Below are 22,136 nucleotides of genomic sequence, written 5' to 3'. Positions count from 1 at the left end.
GCTCAGCCCTCGAGCGGGTCGAGCTTGACGATCACCAGCGACAGGTTGTCGCCGCCCCCACGGCCGCGGGAGCGCGCCTTCTCGATCAGGAATTCGCTCGATTCGCGCGGCGACAGCGACGACAGCACCGAGCCGATCTCGGTCGGGCTGAAGTAGTGCCAGATGCCATCGCTGCAGGCCATCAGGACGTCGCCGGGACGCAACTGGGGGATGAAGTGCACGTCGGCCGGCGGATCGTCCTCGGCGCCGAGGCAGCCCATGAGGATGTTCGATTGCGGATGGACGTTGGCCTCTTCCTCGGTGATCTCGCCCTTGTCCACCAGCGTCTGCACGTAGGAATGGTCGAGCGTGCGCTTGACGAGGTTGCTGCCGTGGTAGTGGTAGATGCGCGAGTCGCCGGCATGCACCCAGTGGCAGTCGCCGCCCGGGTTGATCAGGAACCCGGCGATCGTGCTGTGCGGCTCCTGCTCGGCCGAGATGGCGGTGAGCTTGATGACCAGGTGCGCTTCCTGGACGATCTGCTTGAGCAGGCTGGCCGCGTCGTCGTGGTCCGGCGAGTAGCGCTCGAACAGCTGGCGGGCGGTCATCATGACCTGGTCGGACGCCTTGCGGCCGCCGCTGCGACCGCCCATGCCGTCGGCCACCACGCCGAGCACGCACCCGCTGACGCGCGGATGGCTCAGCAGGGCGACCTGGTCCTGCTGGTATTCGCGGTCACCCTTGTGGATGCCGGTGGCGGCGCTGAGTCGGTAACCTTTGGCCATGTGGTCTCGAATTGCGGACGGCGGCGCCGTCGGTCGACGATTGTGTCGCTGAAGCACGTATTATCCTCGCGCTGCAGAGCTCGCCGCCGCGCAAACGACACGTTCCCGTGGATTCCAACCTCCATTCGCCCGAGCGGCGCCTGATCGAACTGCGCATCGAGCACGCCGACCTGGACGCCCTCATCGACGCAGCCGCCCGCGACCTGCCGCTGGACGAACTGACACTGCGCCGACTGAAGAAGCGGCGCCTGGCCCTGCGCGACCAGATCGTGCAGTTCGAGCTCGCGCTCGATCCCAAAGAGCCCGCGTGACGTCCCTCTCCGATGCCGTGGCACGGGCCTTCGGTCCGGAGGGCGCGCTCGCCGCCGCGGCCGATGCCTTCTCGCCGCGCAAGGCGCAGACCGAGATGGCGATGGCCGTGGCGCACACCATCGAGGAGGGCGGGGCCCTGGTGGTCGAGGCGGGCACCGGCGTGGGCAAGACCTTTGCCTACTTGGTGCCGGCCCTGCTGTCCGGCGAGCGCGTGCTGCTGTCCACCGCCACCAAGACGCTGCAGGACCAGCTGTTCGGACGTGACCTGCCCCGACTGGCGCAATCCCTCGGACTGCCCGTGCGCATGGCCCTGCTGAAGGGACGGGGCAGCTACCTCTGCACGCACCGGCTGGAGCTTGCGCGGCGCGATCCTTCCGCGACCGACCGCACCGCGGTCGCATCGCTCGCCCGGCTCGAGCAGTGGGCGCAGTCCACCCGCACCGGTGACCTGGCCGAACTGCCAGGCCTGGACGAGCGCTCGCCCGTGATCCCGCTGGTGACCTCGACGCGCGAGAACTGCCTCGGCGCCCAGTGTCCGAAGTTCCGCGGCTGCCACGTCCACCAGGCCCGGCGCGAGGCGCTGGCGGCGGACGTGGTCGTGATCAACCACCACCTGTTCTTCGCCGACCTTGCAGTGCGGGAGTCGGGGATGGCCGAACTGCTGCCCACCGTGCGGGTTGCCATCTTCGACGAGGCGCACCAGCTGAACGAGACCGGCGTCCAGTTCCTTGGCGCGCAGCTCGGCACCGGGCAGTTGCTGGACTTCACCCGCGACCTGCTGGCCGCGGGCCTGCAGCTGGCGCGCGGCCTGGTCGATTGGCAGCAACTGGCCGCGGCCAGCGAACGGGCTGCGCGTGACCTGCGTCTGGTCGTGGGCCGCAACACGGGCCGCGTGCGCTGGGTGCAGGCGGCACCGGACGAAGTCGATCCGCGCGCCTGGCAGGGTGCGCTCGAGGCGGTCGAGGCAAGCCTGCGCCAGGCGGCCGAGGCGCTGGGCAGCGTGAGCGAGATCGCGCCCGACTTCGTGCGCCTGCACGAGCGGGCGGGCCTGCTGGCCGAGCGCGCGGCGCGTTTCGGCGCGGCCTGCGCACCGGGGTCGGTGCGCTGGATCGATGCGGGGCTGCAGCTGCGGCTGGTGGAGTCGCCCCTCGACATCGCGGAGACCGTCCGCACGCGGCTGCTCAAGCGGTCCGCCGGCACCGGCGAGGACCAGGATGCCGGCGAGGTGTCCAACCGCTCCTGGATCTTCACCTCCGCCACCCTCGGCGACGATGCGCGCCTGTCCTGGTTCACCGAACCATGCGGCCTGCAGGATGCGCAGGTGCTGCGTGTCGGCAGCCCTTTCGACTATCCGTCGCAGGCTGCCGTCTACCTTCCCCGCGATCTGCCCCGTCCCAACGACGCCGGCCACAGCCAGGCCGTGGCGCGTCTGGCCGCGTCCGCAGCCCGGCAGATCGGTGGACGCACCATGGTGCTGACCACGACCCTGCGCGCCCTGCGCAGCATCGGCGAGGACCTGCAACGCCGGTTCGAGGGCGGGGGAGAACTCGAGGTGCTCGTGCAGGGCCAGTGGCCCAAGCGCCGGCTGATCGAGCGCTTCCGGGAAGGCGCATCGCAGGGGCGGCCCGGCTGCGTGCTGGTGGCGTCGGCTTCGTTCTGGGAGGGTGTCGATGTGCCCGGCGACGCCTTGCAGCTCGTGGTGATCGACAAGCTGCCGTTTCCGCCGCCGGGCGACCCGCTGGTCGAGGCGCGCTCGCAGCGTCTGGAAGGCGACGGCCGCAGCCCGTTCAACGACTACTTCGTCCCGGAGGCCGCGGTGGCGCTCAAGCAGGGCGCCGGCCGGCTGATCCGCCGCGAGTCCGACCGCGGCATTCTGGTGGTGTGCGACACCCGCCTGGCGACCATGGGCTACGGGCGCCGGTTGCTGGCCGCCTTGCCGCCGATGCGGCGACTCCAGACGGCCGCCGCGTTCGACGAGGCGCTGGACGCGCTGCTCGACGCCGCTGCGGCGCCGGGCTAGCGCGTCACCAGACCTTCCACCAAGGCCGCGTGACGTCGCCCGTGCGGCCGGCGAGATAGCGGCTCTGCGGGTAGTTCTTCTCGAGCACGCGGCGGCTGTCGTCGCGCAGCTGCGGCATGCCCAGCGCATCGTACGAGCGCACCAGGATGAACAGCGCCTCCTCGAGCGCGGGCACGTCCTGGTAGTCGGCCAGGGCGGTCTGGGCGCGATTGACCGCGGCGACGTAGGCGCCACGGTTGTAGTAGTAGCGCGCGACGTGCACTTCGTACTGCGCCAGCGAGTTCACGATGTACGTCATGCGCGAGCGCGCATCGGGCGTGTAGCGCGATTCCGGGAAGCGGGCGACCAGGTCCTTGAACGCCTCGAACGATTCCTTCGCCGCCTTCTGGTCCCGCTCCGACAGGTCCTGCCGCGCGATGAAGGAGAACAGCCCGAGGTTGTCGTTGAAGTTGACCAGGCCCTTGAGGTACAGGGCATAGTCGAGTGCCGGACTGGCCGGGTGCAGCTTGATGAAGCGATCGAGCGTCGCCACCGCCTGGGCCTGGTCGCCGGCCTTGTAGTGGGCATAGGCCTTCTCCAGCTGCGCCTGCTGCGCAAGCGGCGTGCCCGCCGCGCGACCTTCGAGCTTCTCGAACAGCGGGATTGCCTTGTCGTAGGCACCCGAGTTGAGTTCGTCCTTCGCCTCGCTGTAGATGCGGTTCGGGCTCCAGTTCGCGGTCGTGTCGGTCTTGGTGGACGAACACCCCACCAGCGACAGGGCGAGCACCGCCGCGACACACGATAATTTGGCAGGAAGCATGAAGCGCAGACCTTCTTGAAACAGGGCCCGACGATTATAGAAGCGCACCCCGCGGCGGCCTTGGCGCCCGACGGGGCGGACGAGGACGCGGAAACCGGCCTCGAGGCGGAACTGCGCGAGCTGCGGGTGGACGAAGCCCGGCACGGGCAGCGGCTCGATCGCACGCTGGCCGAACTGCTGCCGGAGTTCTCGCGCAGCTTCCTGCAGCAACTGGTGGAAGCGGGAGCCGTCGCCGTCAACGGCCGCGCAGCATCGCGCGTAGCGCACCGTGTCAAGGCCGGCGACCGCCTGGGCATCGAGCTGCGGCCGACGCCGCAGAGCCAGGCGTTCCGCCCGGAGCCGATCGCATTTCCGGTGGTGCACGAGGACGAGCACCTGGCCGTGATCGACAAGCCCGCCGGGCTGGTGGTGCACCCAGCGCCGGGCAACTGGAGCGGCACGCTGCTCAATGGGCTGCTCGCCCGCGATCCGGCCGCGGCGCTGCTGCCGCGTGCCGGCATCGTCCACCGCCTCGACAAGGACACCAGCGGTCTCATGGTCGTGGCGCGCACGCGTGCGGCGATGGATGCCCTGGTGCGCATGATCGCCGCGCGCGAGGTGTCCCGGCAGTACGTCGCGATCGGCCACAAGCCCTGGAGCGGGGCGCCGACCCGGCTGGTCGACGCCCCGATCGGCCGCGATCCGCGCAACCGCCTGCGCATGGCGGTGGTGGACCTGGCCCAGGGATCCGGGAAGACGGCAGCCACGACGCTGGACGTGCTCGACACGAATGCTCAGGGTTGCCTGGTGCGCGCGACGCTGCACACCGGACGGACGCACCAGATCCGGGTGCACATGGCGCACCTCGGGCATCCGCTCGTGGCTGACGACCTGTATGGCGGCGCCCGCGCAGCAGGCCTGTCGCGGCAGGCCCTGCACGCGGCCCGGCTCGCGTTCCGGCACCCCGTCACAGGGGCCGAGCTCGAGCTGCGCTCGGCCTTGCCGCCCGACCTCGCCCGGGCGGTCGCCGCATGGGGGCTGCGTTACAATCCGGGTCCGGCGCTGGCCTGCGGTGCCAAGCCTGTCGTTGCACCCTGACAGCCTGCTGGCCGCCTCGCCGCGATCCACCGCCCAGGTCCCTGGGCCCCACGTGACTGGAGCGCCGCCCGGCGCCCGTTCCAGGAAGACCGCTAGACCATGAATACCGCGGATGCCAAGCGCGTCCTCGAAACCGCGCTGATCTGCTCGTCGCAGCCGTTGCAGGTGCGCGAGCTTCGCGTCCTGTTCAACGAGGAGCTGGGTGCCGACACGGTCCGTGCCCTGCTCGAGGAACTGCAGGATGACTGGGCGCAGCGCGGGGTGGAGCTGGTGTGCGTGGCCAGCGGCTGGCGCTTCCAGAGCCGGCCGGAGATGCGCGAGTTCCTCGACCGGCTGCATCCGGAGAAGCCGCCGAAGTACACCCGGGCGGCGCTCGAGACGCTGGCCATCATCGCCTACCGCCAGCCGGTCACGCGCGGGGACATGGAAGACATCCGGGGCGTGACCATCAACACGCAGATCCTCAAGCAGCTCGAGGACCGCGGTTGGATCGAGGTGATCGGCCACCGCGAGGCCCCGGGCCGACCGGCGCTGTACGCCACCACGCGCCATTTCCTCGACGACCTCGGCCTGGCGTCGCTCGACCAGCTGCCCATGCTGGAGAGCCCGTCCCAGCAGGTCGCCGCGCTCGCCGGGCTGTCCGACGGCGACGACCGCCTGCAGCCGGCGCTGGCGATCGACGCCGGCGGCCACGAGCCTGCCGCAGCCAACGAGCCCGACATCGACCCCGCCCCGCCGCGGTCGCCTTCGGGGCAGGGCGAACTGCTTTCCCCGGCCGACGCACCCATCGACGGTCCGCCATCCGACACCTCCCGCGACGCAGAGCCCGCCGACGGCGGCGACCCCGAGCCTGCGGCGCGCACCTGATCTCCCCCATGAATCCCAATGACCCGCAGGGCGCGGCCGCAGCCGCCGACGCCGACGACGACAAGGACCAGCCCGCCGCCCCGGTCACGGCACCGCCGGCCTCGGACGCGGACGCGGTCGCGCCCGTGCAGCGGCGTGCAGTGGCCGAGGCCGACAGCCAGGACGACGACCAGGGCGACGAGGACGCGGACGATCTGGACGACGAAGATCGCGACGACGACAGCCGGCGCCGTGCCGCCGGCCCCGCGTCGGCGCCCGCCGAGCCGATCCGCTTCGAGGATGTCGTCTCCGGGCGTTTCGATGCCGAGGAGCAGAGCCCGGACGTTGCGGCGCCCAAGCGCGTGCTGGCGCCGCAGGCGGAAACCCCGAAGCTGCACAAGGTGCTGGCCCAGGCCGGGCTGGGGTCCCGCCTCGAGATGGAGCAGCTGATCATGGAAGGGCGGATCTCGGTCAACAACGAGCCCGCCCACATCGGCCAGCGGATCCAGTTCGGCGACCAGATCAAGGTCAACGGCAAGCCGATCCGGGTGCGCATCGCCCCGCCGGTGGCCCGGGTGATCGCCTACCACAAGCCCGTGGGCGAGGTCGTCACCCACGACGACCCGCAGAACCGGCCGACGGTGTTCCGCAAGCTGCCGCGGCTGCAGCAGGGCAAGTGGCAGTCGGTCGGCCGCCTGGACCTGAACACCGAAGGGCTGCTGCTGTTCACCAGCTCGGGCGAGCTGGCCAACCGGCTGATGCACCCGCGTTTCGGGCTCGAGCGCGAGTACGCGGTCCGGGTCCTCGGTGCGCTGAGCAGCGAGGAAAAGCAGCGCCTGCTGGACGGGATCGATCTCGAGGACGGCCGGGCGCAGTTCGGCTCGATCGAGGAGGGCGGTGGCGAGGGTGCCAACAGCTGGTACCGCGTCACCATCTCGGAAGGGCGCAACCGCGAGGTGCGGCGCCTGTTCGAAGCACTCGGGCATGCCGTCAGCCGCCTCATCCGCATTCGCTACGGTGCGATGGTGCTGCCGCGCGGCCTCAAGCGCGGCGCCTGGATGGAGCTGGACGAACGGGACATCCGCTCGTTGTCGCAGGCGGCCGGGGGCCAGGCGCCTGGCCCCCGCGCCCCGGCGGAGGCGGATGGCGGCCAGGGCCGCAATCGGCGGCGAGGCAACCGCAGCGGCGCCGGTCCGCGTCCGGACGGCGGCCAGCCGCGGCAGGGTGCCGGCAATGCCAAGGCCCAGCAGCGGCAACAGGGACGCGGAAAGGACCGTGACCGCAGTCCCGGCGCCTCGCAACCCGATCCGATGAAGACGTCGTTGGGCTACATCGGCGCCGACAGCTTCATGCGTCAGCGTCAAGGCGGCGGCGGGCAGCGCCGCGGCAACGGACCCGGGGGCGGGGGCGGCGGCAACGCCGGCGGTCCGCGCCGGGGCAACCGCGGCGGCCGCTGAGCCAGCAGCCCTCCAGCCGGGCATTGGTCGCAGCCCGGTTAAAATGGCGGGCTTTCCCGAACTTTCACGCCCGCGCGCGCCCTAATGGCTGCGACGCCGGCCACCACATCCACAACTCGCATCCAGGAACCAGCATGGCCATCGAACGCACCCTCTCCATCATCAAGCCCGACGCCGTGGCCAAGAACGTGATTGGCCAGATCTACGCACGCTTCGAGGGCGCCGGCCTGAAGATCATCGCCGCCCGCATGGCGCACCTGTCGCGCCAGGAAGCCGAGCAGTTCTACGCCGTCCACAAGGCCCGCCCGTTCTTCAAGGACCTGGTCGATTTCATGATCTCGGGCCCGGTGATGATCCAGGTGCTGGAAGGCGAGAACGCGATCCTGAAGAACCGCGAACTGATGGGCGCCACCGACCCGAAGAAGGCCGAGAAGGGCACCATCCGCGCCGACTTCGCCGACAGCATCGACGCCAATGCGGTGCACGGCTCCGACGCCCCCGAAACTGCCAAGGTCGAAGTCTCGTTCTTCTTCCCGGGCATGAACGTCTACTCCCGCTGAGCGGCGGAGTAGCTCCCATGCAATGACGGCCAACCTCCTCGATTTCGACCTCGACGGGCTGGCCGCGTTCTGCGAAACGCTGGGCGAGAAGCGCTTCCGCGCCACCCAGCTGTTCCGCTGGATCCACCAGCGGGGCGCGCGCGACTTCGACGAGATGACCGATCTCGCCAAGTCGCTGCGCGAGAAGCTCAAGACCACGGCCCGCATCGAAGGGCTTCCGGTCATCACCCAGCACGAATCCGCCGACGGCACCATCAAGTGGCTGTTCGACGTGCGCGACGGCAATGCCGTCGAAGCGGTCTTCATTCCCGAGGACGACCGCGGCACGTTGTGCGTGTCGTCCCAGGCCGGTTGCGCGGTCGGCTGCCGCTTCTGTTCCACCGGCCACCAGGGGTTCTCGCGCAACCTCGGCACGGGAGAGATCCTGGCGCAGCTCTGGTTCGCCGAGCATTTCCTGCGGTCCCACCTGAAGACGTCCGAGCGCGTGATCTCGAACGTCGTGATGATGGGCATGGGCGAGCCGCTGCAGAACTATTCGGCACTCGTGCCGGCCCTGCGGGTCATGCTCGACGACCACGGCTACGGACTGTCCCGTCGCCGCGTGACCGTTTCCACGTCCGGCGTCGTGCCGATGATGGACCGCCTGGGCCAGGACTGCCCGGTGGCGCTCGCGGTGTCGCTGCATGCGCCCAACGACGACCTGCGCGACAACCTCGTGCCCCTGAACCGCAAGTACCCGTTGGCCGAACTGCTGGACGCGTGCAACCGGTACCTGGCGCACGCGCCGCGGGACTTCATCACGTTCGAGTACTGCATGCTCGATGGCGTGAACGACCAGCCCGAACATGCCCGGCAGCTGATCGACCTGGTGCGCCACCACGCCGGCCGCGGCGTCAGCTGCAAGCTGAACCTCATTCCCTTCAATCCCTTCCCCCAGTCCGGGCTGACGCGATCGCCCAACACCAGGGTCGTTGCTTTCGCGAAATTGCTGAGTGATGCTGGTATCGTCACCACCGTGCGCAAGACGAGAGGGGACGACATCGACGCCGCCTGCGGCCAGCTCGCGGGCGACGTCCGCGATCGCACCCGGGTGGGCGAGCGGATCGCCCAGCAGCGCACCGTGATGCTCAAACAGGTGCCGGCGGCCGACGTCGCCAAGGAGAGGTGAGATGAAGAGGGGGGTTGGGCACTACAGGGCGCTGCTCGCGGCGCTGCCATGGGCCGCGCTGCTCGCGGGAACGTTGCAGGTCGCCGGGTGCGCGTCCACCGGCGTGGAGCCGCAGCGGCAGGAGACGGTTTCCCTGGCCGATGAGGGCGAGGCGCGTCGCCGGGCGCGCATCCGGATGGAGCTCGCGGTCGGCTACTTCGAGCAGGGGCAGACCGCCGTTGCCCTCGACGAGCTCAAGCAGGTGGTCCAGGCCGATCCCAGCTATCCCGACGCGTACAACCTGCGCGGGTTGATCTACATGCGCATGAACGACCTGCCGCAGGCGGAGGAGAGCTTCCGCCGCGCGGTCGCACTGGATCCGCGCGACGGCAACACGCTGCACAACCTGGGTTGGCTGCAGTGCCAGACGCGCCGCTACGACGAGGCGCAACGCACGTTCGAGCAAGCTCTGGAGATCCCGACCTACGGCAGCCGGTCCAAGACGATGATGGCGCAGGGCCTGTGCCAGTCGCGCGCCGGCAAGCCGGCCGAAGCCGAGGCGACCCTCAAGCGGGCCTACGAGCTGGACGCGGGCAATCCGATCATCGGCTACAACCTGGCCGACCTGCTCTATGCGCGCGGCGAACTGCCCCGCGCGCAGTTCTACATCCGTCGCCTGAACAACAGCCAGCTGGCCAACGCCGAGACGCTCTGGCTCGGCATCAAGGTCGAGCGCAAGCTCGGCGAGCAGCTGGCCATGAACCAGCTGGCCGACCAGCTGAAGAAGCGCTATCCGCAGTCGCGCCAGGCGGCCTTGCTGGACCGGGGGGCCTTCGATGAGTGAGGTGGGAGCCGCAGGCCCGACCGCCGGCGCCCAGCTGCGCCGCGCCCGCGAGGCGGCAGGCCTGCACGTGGCAGCGCTGGCGGCGACCCTCAAGGTGCCCGTGCGCAAGCTCGAGGCGCTCGAGGATGACCGGTACGACCTGCTGCCCGACGCGGTGTTCGCGCGGGCCCTGGCGTCCAGCGTGTGCCGCACGTTGAAGATCGACCCGCAGCCGGTGCTCTCGCAGCTGCCGCAGAGCAGCACGCCGCGGTTGGCTCCCGCGCACGAAGGCATCAATGCCCCGTTCCGCGCTCCTGGCGACGCACCGGGGCCCAAGTGGTACGACCAGCTGATGCAACCGGTCTTCCTGTCGGTGTTCGCGCTGCTGCTCGGGGCCTTGATCCTGATCTTCCTGCCGAGCCTTCGGCGCGACGAGACGCCCGCTTCCAAGCCGGAGTCGGCCGAGGTCGCCGCCGGCGCGCCAGTGCTGCCGCCCGGCTCGCCGACCACCAGCATCGCGCCGGCGGAGCCGCTGCCCGCCGGCATCGAGTCGGCCGCTGCGCCCGCACGGAGTGCCTCGGCGACGATGGCGGTGCAACTGGCTGCGCCGACCCCGGTCGTGGCTCCCGCCACGGCGGCCGCACCCGGTACAGCGGCGGCTGCCGCAGCGAACGCGCCGGCAGTCGCCTTGCCGCCCGCCGTCGCTGCATCGGCCCCCGCGACGGCCGCCTCCGGGGCTGCCGGTCCGAAACCGCCGGCCAACGGCGTCGTCGTCTTCAAGACCACCGGCCCGTCCTGGATCGAGGTGACCGACAGCAAGGGCACCGTGACGCTGCGCCGCCTCATGGCCGCAGGCGAGGCCGCCGGCGCCTCGGGCAGTCTGCCGCTGACCGTCACGGTCGGCAGCGCCAGCGACACGGCCGTCGAGGTGCGCGGCAAGCCGTTCAACCTGGGCGCCGTGTCCCGCGACAACGTGGCCCGTTTCGAAGTGAAGTGACCCCGCCATGACCGCGCCCGCCGCCTCCATTGCCCAAGCGACCGTTCCGTCCGGAATCGGTGTCGCACCTGGCACGGAGGTCGTCAACTGCCTGCCGATCGCGCCGGCCGCGCCCGCGCCGCGCCACTCGCGGCAGGCGCGCGTGGTCTGGGGATCGCGGGTCGTCACGGTCGGTGGCGATGCGCCGGTGCGTGTGCAGTCGATGACGAACACCGACACCGAGGACCCGATCGGCACGGCGATCCAGGTCAAGGAACTGGCGTTGGCCGGCTCCGAGATGGTGCGCATCACGGTCAACACCCCGGAGGCGGCGCAGCAGGTGCCGTACATCCGCGAGCAGCTCGACCGCATGGGCGTCGACGTTCCGCTGGTCGGCGACTTCCACTACAACGGCCACCGGCTGCTGACCGACTTCCCGGACTGCGCGCAGGCGCTGTCCAAGTACCGCATCAACCCTGGCAACGTCGGCAAGGGCGACAAGCGCGATCGGCAGTTCGGGCAGATGATCGAAGCCGCCATGCGCTGGGACAAGCCGGTGCGCATCGGCGTCAACTGGGGCAGTCTCGACCAGGAACTGCTTGCCGGTCTGATGGACGAGAACAGCCGCCGCGCCCAGCCCTGGGACGCGCGCAGCGTGATGTACGAGGCGCTGATCACCTCGGCCATCGAGTCGGCCCGTCGCGCCGAGGAGATGGGCATGGACGGCCGCCAGGTCATCCTGTCTTGCAAGGTGAGCGGGGTACAGGACCTGGTGTCCGTCTACCGCGAGCTGGCCCGCCGCTGCGACTACCCGCTGCACCTGGGCCTGACCGAGGCCGGCATGGGCACCAAGGGCACCGTCGCCTCCAGCGTGGCGCTGGGCATCCTGCTGCAGGAGGGCATCGGCGACACCATCCGCGTGTCGCTGACGCCGCAGCCGGGCGAGTCGCGCACCCAGGAGGTGGTGATCGCCTCCGAGATCCTGCAGGCGCTGGGCCTGCGCGTGTTCGTGCCCAGCGTTACGGCATGCCCGGGCTGCGGCCGCACCACCAGCACCACCTTCCAGGAGCTGGCCAAGCAGATCGACGACCACCTGCGCGGCAACATGCCGGTGTGGCGCAGCAAGTATCCGGGTGTCGAGAAGCTGCGTGTCGCGGTGATGGGCTGCATCGTCAACGGGCCTGGCGAGAGCAAGCATGCCGACATCGGCATCAGCCTGCCCGGCACCGGCGAGGCGCCGGCAGCGCCAGTCTTCATCGACGGGCAGAAGGCCCTCACCCTGCGCGGCGAGAACATCGCCGCCGAATTCCACCAGATCGTCGAGAACTACATCGAGAAGCGCTTCGGCCACGCTGCCGCAGCCGCCTGACTCGAGGATTCCCCATGGCCGAGAAACTGAGTGCCGTCAAAGGCATGAACGACATCCTGCCGGCGTCCGTGCCGCGCACGGAGAAGCTGCCCGATTCGGCGCTGTGGCAATGGTTCGAGGGCGCCGTGCGGACCGTGCTCGGCCGCTACGGCTACCAGTACCTGCTGACGCCCATCGTCGAGCCGACCGCGCTGTTCGTGCGTGGGCTGGGCGAGGTGACCGACATCGTCGAGAAGGAGATGTATTCCTTCACCGATTCGATGAACGGCGACCGGCTGACCCTGCGGCCCGAGGCCACCGCCGGCATCGTGCGGGCGATGATCGAGCACAACGCGCTGTACAACGGGCCGCTGCGGGTGTGGACGCTCGGCCCGATGTTCCGGCACGAGCGCCCTCAGAAGGGCCGCTACCGACAGTTCCACCAGCTCGATGTCGAGGCCCTGGGTTTCGCCGGTCCGGACGTCGACGCGGAGATGATCCTGATGGCGCGCGCGCTGTGGCGCGAACTGGGTTTGCTCGAAGGCACGCACGTGCGGCTGGAGATCAACAGCCTCGGGCAACCGGTCGAGCGGCGCGCGCATCGGGACGCTCTGGTGGCCCACTTCGAGCAGCACGCCGACCAGCTGGATGACGACGCCAGGCGGCGCCTGCACAGCAACCCGCTGCGCATCCTGGACAGCAAGAACCCGGCAATGCAGCCCTTGATCGAGCAGGCGCCCCGGCTGATGGATTTCCTGGGCGCCGAGTCGCGTGCCCATTTCGATGCGGTGCGCGCCGCGCTCGATGCCGTGGGCTTGCAGTACCGCGTCAACCCCCGCCTGGTGCGGGGCATGGACTACTACAACCTGACCGTCTTCGAGTGGGTCACCGACCAGCTCGGCTCGCAGGGCACGGTGTGCGGCGGCGGTCGCTACGACGGCCTGATCGCGCAGCTCGGTGGCAAGCCGGCACCAGCAGTGGGGTTCGGCCTCGGGATCGAGCGGCTGCTGCTGCTGGTCCAGGAGCTCGGGTTGCCCGTGCCGTCCTCGGCGCCGGACGCCTACGCCGTCGTGCCGCCGGGAACGCCGCTTGCGCCGGTCGTGGCCGCACTGGAGGCGCTTCGCTCCGCGGGACTGCGCGTCGTGCAGCATGCAGGTGGCGCCGACGGCCCCGGCAGCATGAAATCGCAGTTCAAGAAGGCCGATGCCAGCGGCGCCCGGCATGCATTGATCTTCGGGCCCGACGAACTCGCCGCCGGCGAAGTCACGGTCAAGTCGCTGCGCGACCGCGAAGGCGCACAGCAGCGCCGGCCACTGGCCGACGTGTCCGCCTGGGCCGGGTCCCTGCGGGCCTGATCCTCGCCGCTCCTTACAATCCCCGGCTGCTCGACACTGCGGCGACACCATGGCATCCCATCTCGACCTCGAAGAACAGGAGCAGCTTGACCAGCTCAAGCACTTCTGGAGAACCTACGGCAACCTGATCACCGGGTTGCTGATCGCCGCGGCCGCCGCGGTGGCAGCCACGAACGGCTGGCAGTATTGGCAGCGCACCCAGTCGGCCAAGGCCAGCGCCTTGTACGACGAAGTCGAACGCGCCGTGCAGGCCGGCGACCTTGCACGCGCCGAGCAGGGCTTGGGTGATGCGCGCGAGCGGTACGGCAGCACGCTGTTCGCCCAGCAGGCGGCCTTGCTGGTGGCGCAAGCCGCGGCCGACAAGGGCAAGCCCGACACGGCCAAGGAGGCGCTCGCCTGGGTGGCCGACAAGGCGTCGGACGAGGGCTACCAGGCCGTGGCGCGGCTGCGCCTGGCCGCGCTGCACGTCGAGGCCAAGGCCTATGACGAGGCGCTCAAGCAGCTCAACGCGGAGATGCCGGCGGCATTTGCCGCGCTCGCGGCCGACCGCCGCGGCGACATCTACAACCTCCAGGGCAAGAAGTCCGAGGCCAAGGCGGAGTACACCAAGGCCTGGCAAGGGCTGGAGGAGCGCACCGACTACCGTCGGCTCGTCGAGGTCAAGCTCACCGCCCTCGGGGTGGACCCCAAGACCCTCGGCAAGCCCGAAGGCGGGGGTGCGAAATCATGAGGGCGACGCCGAAACAGGCCGTGCTGCGCATGGCGGCCCTGCTCGTGCTCGCCGCCGGACTCGGCGGTTGTTCGATCATGCCGTCCTTCCTGGGCGGCGGCCCCGACAAGCCGAAGCCGGCGGAGCTCCAGCCGAATCCCGCGCTCCTGGGGGTGCGTCAGGCCTGGACCAACCGCATCGGCGACATCGGCTTTCCGCTATCGGTGGCGGTCGCTGGCAACCAGCTGGCGGTGGCCGCAACGGACGGCACGGTTGCGGTGATCGATGCGACCACCGGCCAGGACGTCTGGCGGGCCAGCGTCGGCGCGCCGATCGCCGCAGGCGTCGGCAGCGACGGAGACGTGGTGGCGGTGGTGACGCGCGCCAACGAAGTGGTGGCGTTGTCCTCGGGCAAGGTGCTCTGGCGCGAGAAGCTGCCCGCGCAGGCCTACACGGCCCCGTTCGTCGCCGGCAACCGGGTCTTCGTGCTCGCAGCCGATCGCTCCATCACGGCCTACGACGGCCGTGGCGGCCGCAAGCTGTGGACGCAGCAGCGCCCCGGCGAGCCGCTCGTGTTGCGCCAGGCCGGCGTGCTGCTCGCGGTGGGCGACACGCTGGTGGCAGGGCAGGGCGGCCGTCTGGCCGGGCTCAACCCGCTGAGCGGCGCTGTCCGCTGGGAGGCGCCGATCGCGTCGCCCCGGGGCACCAACGATGTCGAACGCTTGGTGGACCTGGTCGGACCTGCCAGTCGCCTCGGCAGCTCGGTCTGCGCACGCGCCTTCCAGGCATCCGTCGGCTGCGTCGACACCACCCGCGGCACGCTGGCCTGGACCAAGCCTGCCAACGGAGGCGACGGCATCGGCGGCAGCGACCGCCTGCTGGTCGGCACCGAGACCGACGGACGGCTCGTGGCGTGGCGTCGTGACACGGGCGAGCGGGCCTGGACCAGCGACAAGCTGCTGCATCGCGACCCCGGCGCGCCGCTGCTGGTCGGCAACTCGGTCGTGGTGGGCGACGGGAGCGGACTGGTGCACGTGTTGTCGCGCGAAGACGGCAACCTGCTGAACCGCCTGTCCACCGACGGCTCGGCCATCGTGTCCGCGCCCGTCGTGGCGGGCACCACCGTGGTCGTCGTCACCCGCAAGGGCGGCATCTACGGTTTCGCTCCTCAATGACGTTCAAGGGCGGCCGATGAAACCCGTGATGGCCCTCGTGGGCCGCCCCAACGTCGGCAAGTCGACGCTGTTCAACCGCCTGACCAAGTCGCGCGATGCGATCGTCGCCGACTTCGCCGGGCTCACGCGCGACCGGCACTACGGCAACGCGAAGCACGGCAAGCACGAGTTCATCGTGGTCGACACCGGCGGCTTCGAGCCGACGGCCGAGAGCGGCATCTACATGGAGATGGCCAAGCAGACCCGGCAGGCCGTCGCCGAGGCCGACGTCGTCGTGTTCGTGGTCGATGCGCGCGGCGGCCTCTCGGCGCAGGACCATGACATCGCGAACTACCTGCGCAAGCTGGGCAAGCCGACGGTGCTGGCGGCCAACAAGGCCGAGGGCATGACCGAGGGCGTGCAGCTGACCGAGTTCTACGAGCTCGGCCTCGGCGAGGTGCACCCCGTTTCCGCCGCCCACGGGCAGGGCATCCGCAGCCTTGTCGAGATCGCCTTCGAGCCGCTCAACCTTCCCGATGAGGAAGAGGAGCAGGCAGCGCAGGACGGCCTCATCAAGCTTGCGGTGGCAGGTCGCCCGAACGTGGGCAAGTCGACGCTGATCAACACCTGGCTGGGCGAGGAGCGCCTGGTGGCCTTCGATCTGCCGGGCACCACGCGCGACGCCATCTCGGTCCCGTTCGAGCGCGGCGGTCAGAAATACGAGCTGATCGACACCGCGGGCCTGCGGCGCAAGGGCAAGGTGTTCGAGGCGATCGAGAAGTTCTCGGTCGTCAAGACCCTGCAGGCCATCGAGTCGGCCAATGTCGTGCTGCTGCTGCTGGACGCCACGCAGGGCGTCACCGACCAGGACGCGCACATCGCCGGGTACATCCTCGAGAGCGGGCGCGCGGTGGTGATCGCCGTGAACAAGTGGGATGCCGTGGACGAGTACCAGCGCGAGCAGGTGCAGCGCCAGATCGAAGCCCGACTGGCGTTCCTGAAGTTCGCCGCCCTCCATCTCATCTCGGCCAAGAAGCGTCAGGGGCTGGGCCCGGTCTGGGCGTCGATCGCGCAGGCACACCAGGCGGCGATGACGAAGATGCCGACCCCCGTGCTGACCCGGCTGCTGCAGGAGGCTGTGCAGTTCCAGGCGCCCAAGCGCTCGGGCATGTTCCGTCCCAAGCTGCGCTACGCGCACCAGGGCGGCATGAACCCGCCCGTCATCGTGGTGCACGGCAATTCGCTGGAGCACGTCACCGATGCGTACAAGCGCTTCCTCGAGGGGCGGTTCCGCAAGGAGTTCAACCTGATCGGAACGCCGCTGCGCATCGAGATGAAGACATCCAAGAATCCCTACGCCGACAAGGAATAGGGATCGGGCGCAGCGTCGCCGGCCGATCAGGCGTTTTCCCCTTGAAGCCCGGCGTGCCGGACCCAGATTGGTTGGGCGCACGGGGCAGCGGACTACTTGCACAGCTGTGTTGCTGTGGTAATGTGCGTTTTCCAACAACACTTCGAACACGGAGAATATCGTGAGCAACAAAGGGCAGCTGCTACAAGACCCGTTCCTGAACACGCTGCGCCGCGAGCACGTGCCGGTCTCCATCTACCTGGTCAACGGCATCAAGCTGCAGGGCCAGATCGAGTCCTTCGACCAGTACGTCGTCCTGCTGCGCAACACCGTGACCCAGATGGTCTACAAGCACGCCATCTCCACCATCGTCCCCGGCCGAGCCGTGAACTTCACCACGGCAGAGAGCACCGAAGCCGCCGCCAGCTGACCGCGAGCGCGCGGTCCTCGTGCGCTTCCCGCCGGGCGTATCCCACCAGTACCACCCGGACCCATCAGTTGTCAGAACCTCAAGAACGACCTGCCGCCCCCGCCATCCTGGTCGGGGTGGACCTGGGACTTCCCCATTTCGATGCCGAGCTGCAGGAGCTCGGTGAACTCGCCCGCACCGCCGGTCTCGAGCCGGTCGGCCGCATGACGGCCAAGCGCAAGGCGCCCGACGCGGCGCTGTTCGTCGGGCGCGGCAAGGCCGACCAGATCAAGGAACTCGCGCTGGAAACCGGCGCCACCGAGGTCCTGTTCGACCAGTCGCTCAGCCCCGGCCAGCAGCGCAACCTCGAGCGCCACCTGGGCCTGCCGGTCAACGACCGCACGCTGCTCATCCTCGAGATCTTTGCCCAGCGCGCGCGCAGCCACGAAGGCAAGCTGCAAGTGGAACTGGCGCGCCTGCAATACCTCAGCACGCGCCTGGTGCGACGCTGGTCGCACCTGGAGCGCCAGCGCGGCGGCATCGGCGCGCGTGGCGGCCCCGGCGAGACCCAGATCGAGCTCGACCGCCGGATGATCGGCGACGCGATCAAGCGCACCAAGGACCGCCTGGAAAAAGTCAAGAAGCAGCGCAACACCCAGCGTCGCCAGCGCGAGCGGCAGGGCGCCTACAACATCTCGCTGGTGGGCTACACCAACGCCGGCAAGTCCACGCTCTTCAATGCGTTGGTCAAGGCCCGTGCGTACGCCGCCAACCAGCTGTTCGCGACCCTGGACACCACGACCCGCCAGCTCTACCTGGGCGACGGTGAAGGGGGCCGGTCCGTGTCCTTGTCCGACACCGTGGGCTTCATCCGCGACCTGCCACACGGGCTGATCGATGCCTTCCAGGCGACGTTGCAGGAAGCGACGGACGCCGATCTGCTGCTGCACGTGGTGGACGCGGCAAACCCGCACCATCCCGAGCAGATCGCGGAGGTGCAGCGTGTCCTGCACGAGATCGGGGCCGCGCAGGTTCCGCAGCTGCTCGTGTTCAACAAGATCGATTCGCTCGAGCCGTCCCAGCGGCCGCGCCAGCTCAGCGACGTGTTCGACCTGGAGGGCACGCCGGTGCGCCGCGTGTTCGTCAGCAGCAGCACGGGCGAGGGCCTGGCGCAACTGCGGCAGGAGCTGGCCGAGCGTGCCGCCGGCGGAGCAGCCCTTCAGCCCGGTGCCGAATTGCACGAGGCCCACGCGTGATTGGGCACAATCCGGAAAGCAACGAAAAGAAACCGCAACGAATGAAGCTCCATTTCCCCGGCGTGGTGGCCGGCCTCGCCGGCCGGGTCAGAGGCATGTTCAACCTGAACGACCCGCGCTGGGGACGGGGAGGGGAGGACGGCAAGGACAACCGTCCCGAAAACAACGGCCGCGGCCCGAACCAAGGCCCGCCCGACCTCGACGAACTGTGGCGCGATTTCAACCGCCGCCTCGCCGGCCTGTTCGGTGGTGGCCGCGGTCGCCGCCCAGATCCGAACGGCAACTTCCAGCCGGACATGAAGAGCGCGGGCGTGGGCGTCGGTCTCATCGTCGCAGTGCTCGCGCTGATCTGGCTCGGCACCGGCTTCTTCATCGTGCAGGAGGGCCAGCAGGCCGTCATCACGCAGTTCGGGCGCTACAAGGGGACCGTGGGTGCGGGCTTCAACTGGCGCCTGCCGTACCCGATCCAGCGGCACGAAGTGGTCTACGTCACCCAGATCCGCTCGGTCGACATCGGTCGCGACAACGTGGTCAAGGCCACGGGCCTGAAGGAGTCGGCGATGCTCACCCAGGACGAGAACATCCTGGACGTGAAGTTCTCGGTGCAGTACCGGCTGAAGGACGCGCGCGCCTATCTGTTCGAGAGCAAGAACCCGGCCGAGACGGTGGTGCAGGCGGCCGAGACCTCGGTGCGCGAGGTGGTGGGCAAGATGCAGATGAATGCCGCCCTCGGCGAAGAGCGCGAGCAGATCGCGCCGCGCGTGCGGCAGGTCATGCAGGCCATCCTCGACCGCTACAAGGTCGGCATCGAGATCGTCGCCATCAACCTGCAGCAGGGTGGCGTGCGCGCGCCCGAGCAGGTGCAGGCCGCGTTCGACGACGTCAACAAGGCCGGTCAGGAGCGGGAGCGCCTGAAGAACGAAGGCCAGGCCTACGCCAACGACGTGATCCCCCGCGCCGCCGGTTCGGCCGCGCGCTTGCGCGAGGAGGCCGAGGGCTACAAGGCACGCGTGGTGGCGCAGGCCCAGGGCGATGCGCAACGCTTCCGCTCGGTGCTCACCGAATACCAGAAGGCGCCGCAGGTGACGAGGGATCGCATGTACCTCGAGACCATGCAGCAGATCTACGCGAACGTCACCAAGGTCGTGGTCGATTCGCGCCAGGGATCCAACCTGCTGTACCTGCCGCTGGACCGCATCCTGCAGCAGGTGGCGCAAGGCGGCGCGGCGTCCGCTTCGGCCGGCGACGCCGGCAGTTCGTCGGGCAGCGCTTCTTCGGCCACGACGGCTCCCACGCCCTCGGGCAGCGCCGTCGACGCCCGCAACCGTGACAACGCCCGCGGCCGCGAGCGCGAGAGCCGCTGAAGGCCGGAGGCACGACAACCATGAACCGTATCGGATTCCTCGCCGCCGGCGCCCTGGTGCTGCTGGCTCTCCTGAGCTCCATGCTCTTCGTCGTCGACCAGCGTCAGTTCGGCGTGGTCTATGCGCTTGGCCAGATCAAGGAAGTGATCACCGAGCCTGGACTGAACTTCAAGCTGCCGCCGCCGTTCCAGAACGTCAGCTACATCGACAAGCGTCTGCTCACGCTGGACAGCAACGACACCACCCCGGTGCTCACCTCCGAGCGGCAGCCGGTCGTGATCGACTGGTATGTGCGCTGGCGCATCACCGACCCGACCCAGTACATCCGCAGCGTCGGCCTGGACGAAGCCACCGGCGCCAACCGCCTGAGCAACGTGGTGCGCAACGCCTTCAACCAGGAGGTCAACAAGCGCACCGTCCGCGAACTGCTGTCGACGCAGCGCGAGCGGCTGATGACGGACGTGCGGACCGAAGTGCTCGAGCAGGTCCGCGGCTCGCAGCCCTGGGGCATCGACGTGATCGACGTGCGTGTCACCCGGGTCGACTACAGCGAGGCCATCACCGAATCGGTCTACCGTCGCATGGAAGCCGAGCGCAAGCGCGTCGCCAACGAGCTGCGCTCCACCGGCGCGGCCGAGAGCGAGAAGATCCGTGCCGACGCCGACCGGCAGCGCGAGGTGATCATTGCCAACGCCTACCGCGACGCGCAGAAGATCAAGGGCGAGGGCGATGCGCAGGCCGCTGCCTTCTATGGCGAGGCCTTCGGGCGCGATCCGCAGTTCGCCCAGTTCTACCGCAGCCTCGAGGCGTACCGTGCGACCCTGAACAAACGCGGCGACGTGGTCGTGGTCGATCCCGCCGGCTCGGAGTTCTTCCGCGCCTTTCGCGGGAACGTGAACGCCGCCCCGCCGGCCGCCGCGCCTGCGGGCCGCCGGTGACGTCTTGAGCGGAGACACCTTCTGGGCCGCGCTGGCCCTGGTGCTGGTGTTCGAGGGGCTGCTCCCGTTGCTGGCACCCGGTGGCTGGCGCAGCACCTTCCAGCGCCTGCTGCAGCTGCGCGACGGGCAGCTGCGGTTCTTCGGGCTCTGCAGCGTGCTGCTGGGCCTGGCGATGCTCTGGTTCGTGACCTGAGCCCGCGGCCGCCGCGCTGCCTGCTGCCTGCTGCCTGCTGCCGCTCGCCGCATTCGACGAGCGGTCGAGTTCGGGCCGGTAGAATTCCGTTTTTAACAGCCCCCCCGTTCCATGTCCGCCTGGGTCCTGCCGGATCACATCGCCGATGTCCTGCCTTCCGAGGCGCGGCGCATCGAAGAGCTGCGACGCCAGCTGCTCGACACCGCCAGGAGCTACGGCTGCGAGCTCGTGATGCCCCCGCTGCTGGAGCACCTCGAGTCGCTGCTCACCGGGACGGGTGAAGCACTGGGTCTGCAGACGTTCAAGCTGGTCGACCAGCTGTCGGGCCGCACCCTGGGCCTGCGCGCCGACACCACGCCCCAGGTGGCCCGCATCGACGCCCACCTGCTCAATCGTGCCGGGGTCGCCCGCCTTTGCTACTGCGGCCCGGTCCTGCACACCCGCCCGGACCGCCCGCATGCCACGCGCGAGCCGCTGCAGTTCGGCGCCGAGATCTACGGCCACGCCGGCCTCGAGGCCGACCTGGAAGTCCTGCTGCTAGCGCTCGACTGCCTCAAGGCGACGCAGGTCGCCCCGCTCACCGTGGACCTCGCCGACGCACGCATCGTGCGGGCGCTGCTGGCGGACGTGGCGCTGGAGGCGTCTTCGCTGGCCGACGTGCATGCGGCGCTGGCATCCAAGGATGCCTCCTGGCTGGCGCGGCTGACGCGCGCGTTCCCGGCCCCTTCGCGCGAGGGCCTGGCGGCACTCGTGTCCCTCTACGGCGACGTGACGGTGCTGACGCAGGCGCGGCGCGCCTTGCCGGCGCTTCCCGCGATCTCGCAGGCACTCGACCAGCTGGAATGGCTGGGCGGCGCGCTGCAGGGCGCCAGCATCAGCTATGACCTGGCCGATCTGCGTGGCTATGCCTATTACAGCGGCATGCGTTTCGGCATCTACACGCCCGGCGCCAGCGACGCGCTCGTGCGCGGTGGCCGGTACGACGAGGTCGGGGCGGTGTTCGGCCGCAACCGTCCGGCCGTCGGCTTCTCGCTCGACGTGAAGGAGCTGGTCGGCGTGGTGCCCAGGCGGCCGCTCAAGGCGGCGGTCCGCGCGCCATGGGGCGAGCAGGAGCAGCTTCGCGCCGCCATCGCCCGCCTGCGCGCAGATGGCGAAACCGTCGTGTGCACGCTTCCCGGCCATGGCAACGAAGTGGACGAATTCCACTGCGACCGGCAACTGGTCGCCGAGCACGGCCAATGGGTCGTGCGTCCCCTCTGATCTTCCTTTTTCAGTTCT

22 protein-coding genes are annotated in these 22,136 nt (G+C 69.6%); 20 read left to right on the top strand and 2 right to left on the bottom strand.

The features are described 5' to 3' along the window. Positions 1–2: 2 nt before the first annotated feature. Positions 3–764, bottom strand: coding sequence for a PP2C family protein-serine/threonine phosphatase (locus tag VFE82_RS09330; RefSeq protein ID WP_325000025.1), 762 nt, complete (start codon positions 762–764; stop codon positions 3–5). 107 nt (positions 765–871) lie between these two features. On the opposite strand from VFE82_RS09330, the gene VFE82_RS09325 reads away from it, so the two are divergent. Together VFE82_RS09325 and VFE82_RS09320 are read left to right on the top strand one after the other, a co-directional pair. Next, positions 872–1,075, top strand: a complete 204-nt coding sequence (locus tag VFE82_RS09325; protein WP_325000024.1) for a YdcH family protein — start codon at positions 872–874, stop codon at positions 1,073–1,075. Further along, on the top strand, positions 1,072–3,096 hold the full coding sequence (locus tag VFE82_RS09320; protein ID WP_325000023.1) for an ATP-dependent DNA helicase: 2,025 nt from the start codon (positions 1,072–1,074) through the stop codon (positions 3,094–3,096). Before VFE82_RS09325 ends, VFE82_RS09320 begins: the two co-directional genes overlap by 4 nt. A 4-nt stretch (positions 3,097–3,100) precedes the next feature. Here VFE82_RS09320 and VFE82_RS09315 read toward each other — a convergent pair whose 3' ends face one another. Beyond that, the gene (locus VFE82_RS09315) at positions 3,101–3,895 is read right to left on the bottom strand and encodes an outer membrane protein assembly factor BamD (protein WP_325000022.1); all 795 of its coding nucleotides are present in this window, start codon (positions 3,893–3,895) and stop codon (positions 3,101–3,103) included. A 60-nt stretch (positions 3,896–3,955) separates the two neighbouring features. Between VFE82_RS09315 and VFE82_RS09310 the strand changes: the two genes are divergently transcribed. From VFE82_RS09310 to VFE82_RS09225, 18 genes are all read left to right on the top strand, one after another. Then, positions 3,956–4,972, top strand: coding sequence for an RluA family pseudouridine synthase (locus tag VFE82_RS09310; protein WP_414708747.1), 1,017 nt, complete (start codon positions 3,956–3,958; stop codon positions 4,970–4,972). A 99-nt stretch (positions 4,973–5,071) separates the two neighbouring features. Further along, on the top strand, positions 5,072–5,839 hold the full coding sequence (gene scpB, locus VFE82_RS09305; protein ID WP_325000021.1) for an SMC-Scp complex subunit ScpB: 768 nt from the start codon (positions 5,072–5,074) through the stop codon (positions 5,837–5,839). Between the two features lie 8 nt (positions 5,840–5,847). Beyond that, positions 5,848–7,275, top strand: coding sequence for a pseudouridine synthase (locus VFE82_RS09300; protein ID WP_325000020.1), 1,428 nt, complete (start codon positions 5,848–5,850; stop codon positions 7,273–7,275). A 134-nt stretch (positions 7,276–7,409) separates the two neighbouring features. After that, a complete protein-coding gene (ndk, locus tag VFE82_RS09295) occupies positions 7,410–7,835 on the top strand; it encodes a nucleoside-diphosphate kinase (protein ID WP_325000019.1) in 426 nt (141 codons plus the stop codon). A 22-nt stretch (positions 7,836–7,857) separates the two neighbouring features. Continuing rightward, a complete protein-coding gene (gene rlmN, locus VFE82_RS09290; RefSeq protein WP_325000018.1) occupies positions 7,858–9,003 on the top strand; it encodes a 23S rRNA (adenine(2503)-C(2))-methyltransferase RlmN in 1,146 nt (381 codons plus the stop codon). A 1-nt stretch (position 9,004) separates the two neighbouring features. After that, a complete protein-coding gene (gene pilW / locus VFE82_RS09285; RefSeq protein WP_325000017.1) occupies positions 9,005–9,826 on the top strand; it encodes a type IV pilus biogenesis/stability protein PilW in 822 nt (273 codons plus the stop codon). Continuing rightward, positions 9,819–10,802, top strand: coding sequence for a helix-turn-helix domain-containing protein (locus VFE82_RS09280; RefSeq protein WP_325000016.1), 984 nt, complete (start codon positions 9,819–9,821; stop codon positions 10,800–10,802). Before pilW ends, VFE82_RS09280 begins: the two co-directional genes overlap by 8 nt. A gap of 91 nt (positions 10,803–10,893) precedes the next feature. Beyond that, entirely contained in the window at positions 10,894–12,150 is a 1,257-nt protein-coding gene (gene ispG / locus VFE82_RS09275) for a flavodoxin-dependent (E)-4-hydroxy-3-methylbut-2-enyl-diphosphate synthase (protein ID WP_325000080.1), read from the top strand. 14 nt (positions 12,151–12,164) lie between these two features. Next, entirely contained in the window at positions 12,165–13,484 is a 1,320-nt protein-coding gene (gene hisS / locus VFE82_RS09270) for a histidine--tRNA ligase (RefSeq protein ID WP_325000015.1), read from the top strand. A gap of 49 nt (positions 13,485–13,533) precedes the next feature. After that, positions 13,534–14,214: a tetratricopeptide repeat protein gene (locus VFE82_RS09265; RefSeq protein ID WP_325000014.1), complete on the top strand. Its 681-nt coding sequence runs from the start codon at positions 13,534–13,536 to the stop codon at positions 14,212–14,214. Further along, complete coding sequence (gene bamB, locus VFE82_RS09260) at positions 14,211–15,368, top strand: outer membrane protein assembly factor BamB (RefSeq protein WP_325000013.1); 1,158 nt, start codon at positions 14,211–14,213, stop codon at positions 15,366–15,368. The genes VFE82_RS09265 and bamB overlap by 4 nt, the downstream gene beginning before the upstream one ends. Before the next feature lie 16 nt (positions 15,369–15,384). Next, positions 15,385–16,719: a ribosome biogenesis GTPase Der gene (der, locus tag VFE82_RS09255; RefSeq protein ID WP_325000012.1), complete on the top strand. Its 1,335-nt coding sequence runs from the start codon at positions 15,385–15,387 to the stop codon at positions 16,717–16,719. A gap of 160 nt (positions 16,720–16,879) precedes the next feature. After that, positions 16,880–17,128, top strand: a complete 249-nt coding sequence (gene hfq / locus VFE82_RS09250) for an RNA chaperone Hfq (protein WP_325000011.1) — start codon at positions 16,880–16,882, stop codon at positions 17,126–17,128. Between the two features lie 68 nt (positions 17,129–17,196). Continuing rightward, the gene (gene hflX, locus VFE82_RS09245) at positions 17,197–18,363 is read left to right on the top strand and encodes a GTPase HflX (RefSeq protein ID WP_325000010.1); all 1,167 of its coding nucleotides are present in this window, start codon (positions 17,197–17,199) and stop codon (positions 18,361–18,363) included. Positions 18,364–18,404: 41 nt separating this feature from the next. Further along, a complete protein-coding gene (gene hflK, locus VFE82_RS09240) occupies positions 18,405–19,727 on the top strand; it encodes an FtsH protease activity modulator HflK (protein WP_325000009.1) in 1,323 nt (440 codons plus the stop codon). 20 nt (positions 19,728–19,747) lie between these two features. Then, positions 19,748–20,665, top strand: coding sequence for a protease modulator HflC (locus VFE82_RS09235; RefSeq protein ID WP_325000008.1), 918 nt, complete (start codon positions 19,748–19,750; stop codon positions 20,663–20,665). A gap of 4 nt (positions 20,666–20,669) precedes the next feature. After that, positions 20,670–20,858 carry a DUF2065 domain-containing protein gene (locus VFE82_RS09230; RefSeq protein ID WP_325000007.1) on the top strand — a complete coding sequence of 63 codons (189 nt, stop codon included), beginning with the start codon at positions 20,670–20,672 and terminating at the stop codon, positions 20,856–20,858. Between the two features lie 111 nt (positions 20,859–20,969). Next, positions 20,970–22,118 carry an ATP phosphoribosyltransferase regulatory subunit gene (locus VFE82_RS09225; RefSeq protein WP_325000006.1) on the top strand — a complete coding sequence of 383 codons (1,149 nt, stop codon included), beginning with the start codon at positions 20,970–20,972 and terminating at the stop codon, positions 22,116–22,118. Positions 22,119–22,136 lie beyond the last annotated feature (18 nt).

Origin of the sequence: Ramlibacter sp., assembly GCF_035655895.1 — a bacterium.
Taxonomy (GTDB): Bacteria; Pseudomonadota; Gammaproteobacteria; order Burkholderiales; family Burkholderiaceae_C; genus Ramlibacter.
The sequence above is the reverse complement of the archived record's forward strand: the minus strand, read 5'-3'. Positions and strand labels throughout refer to the sequence as shown.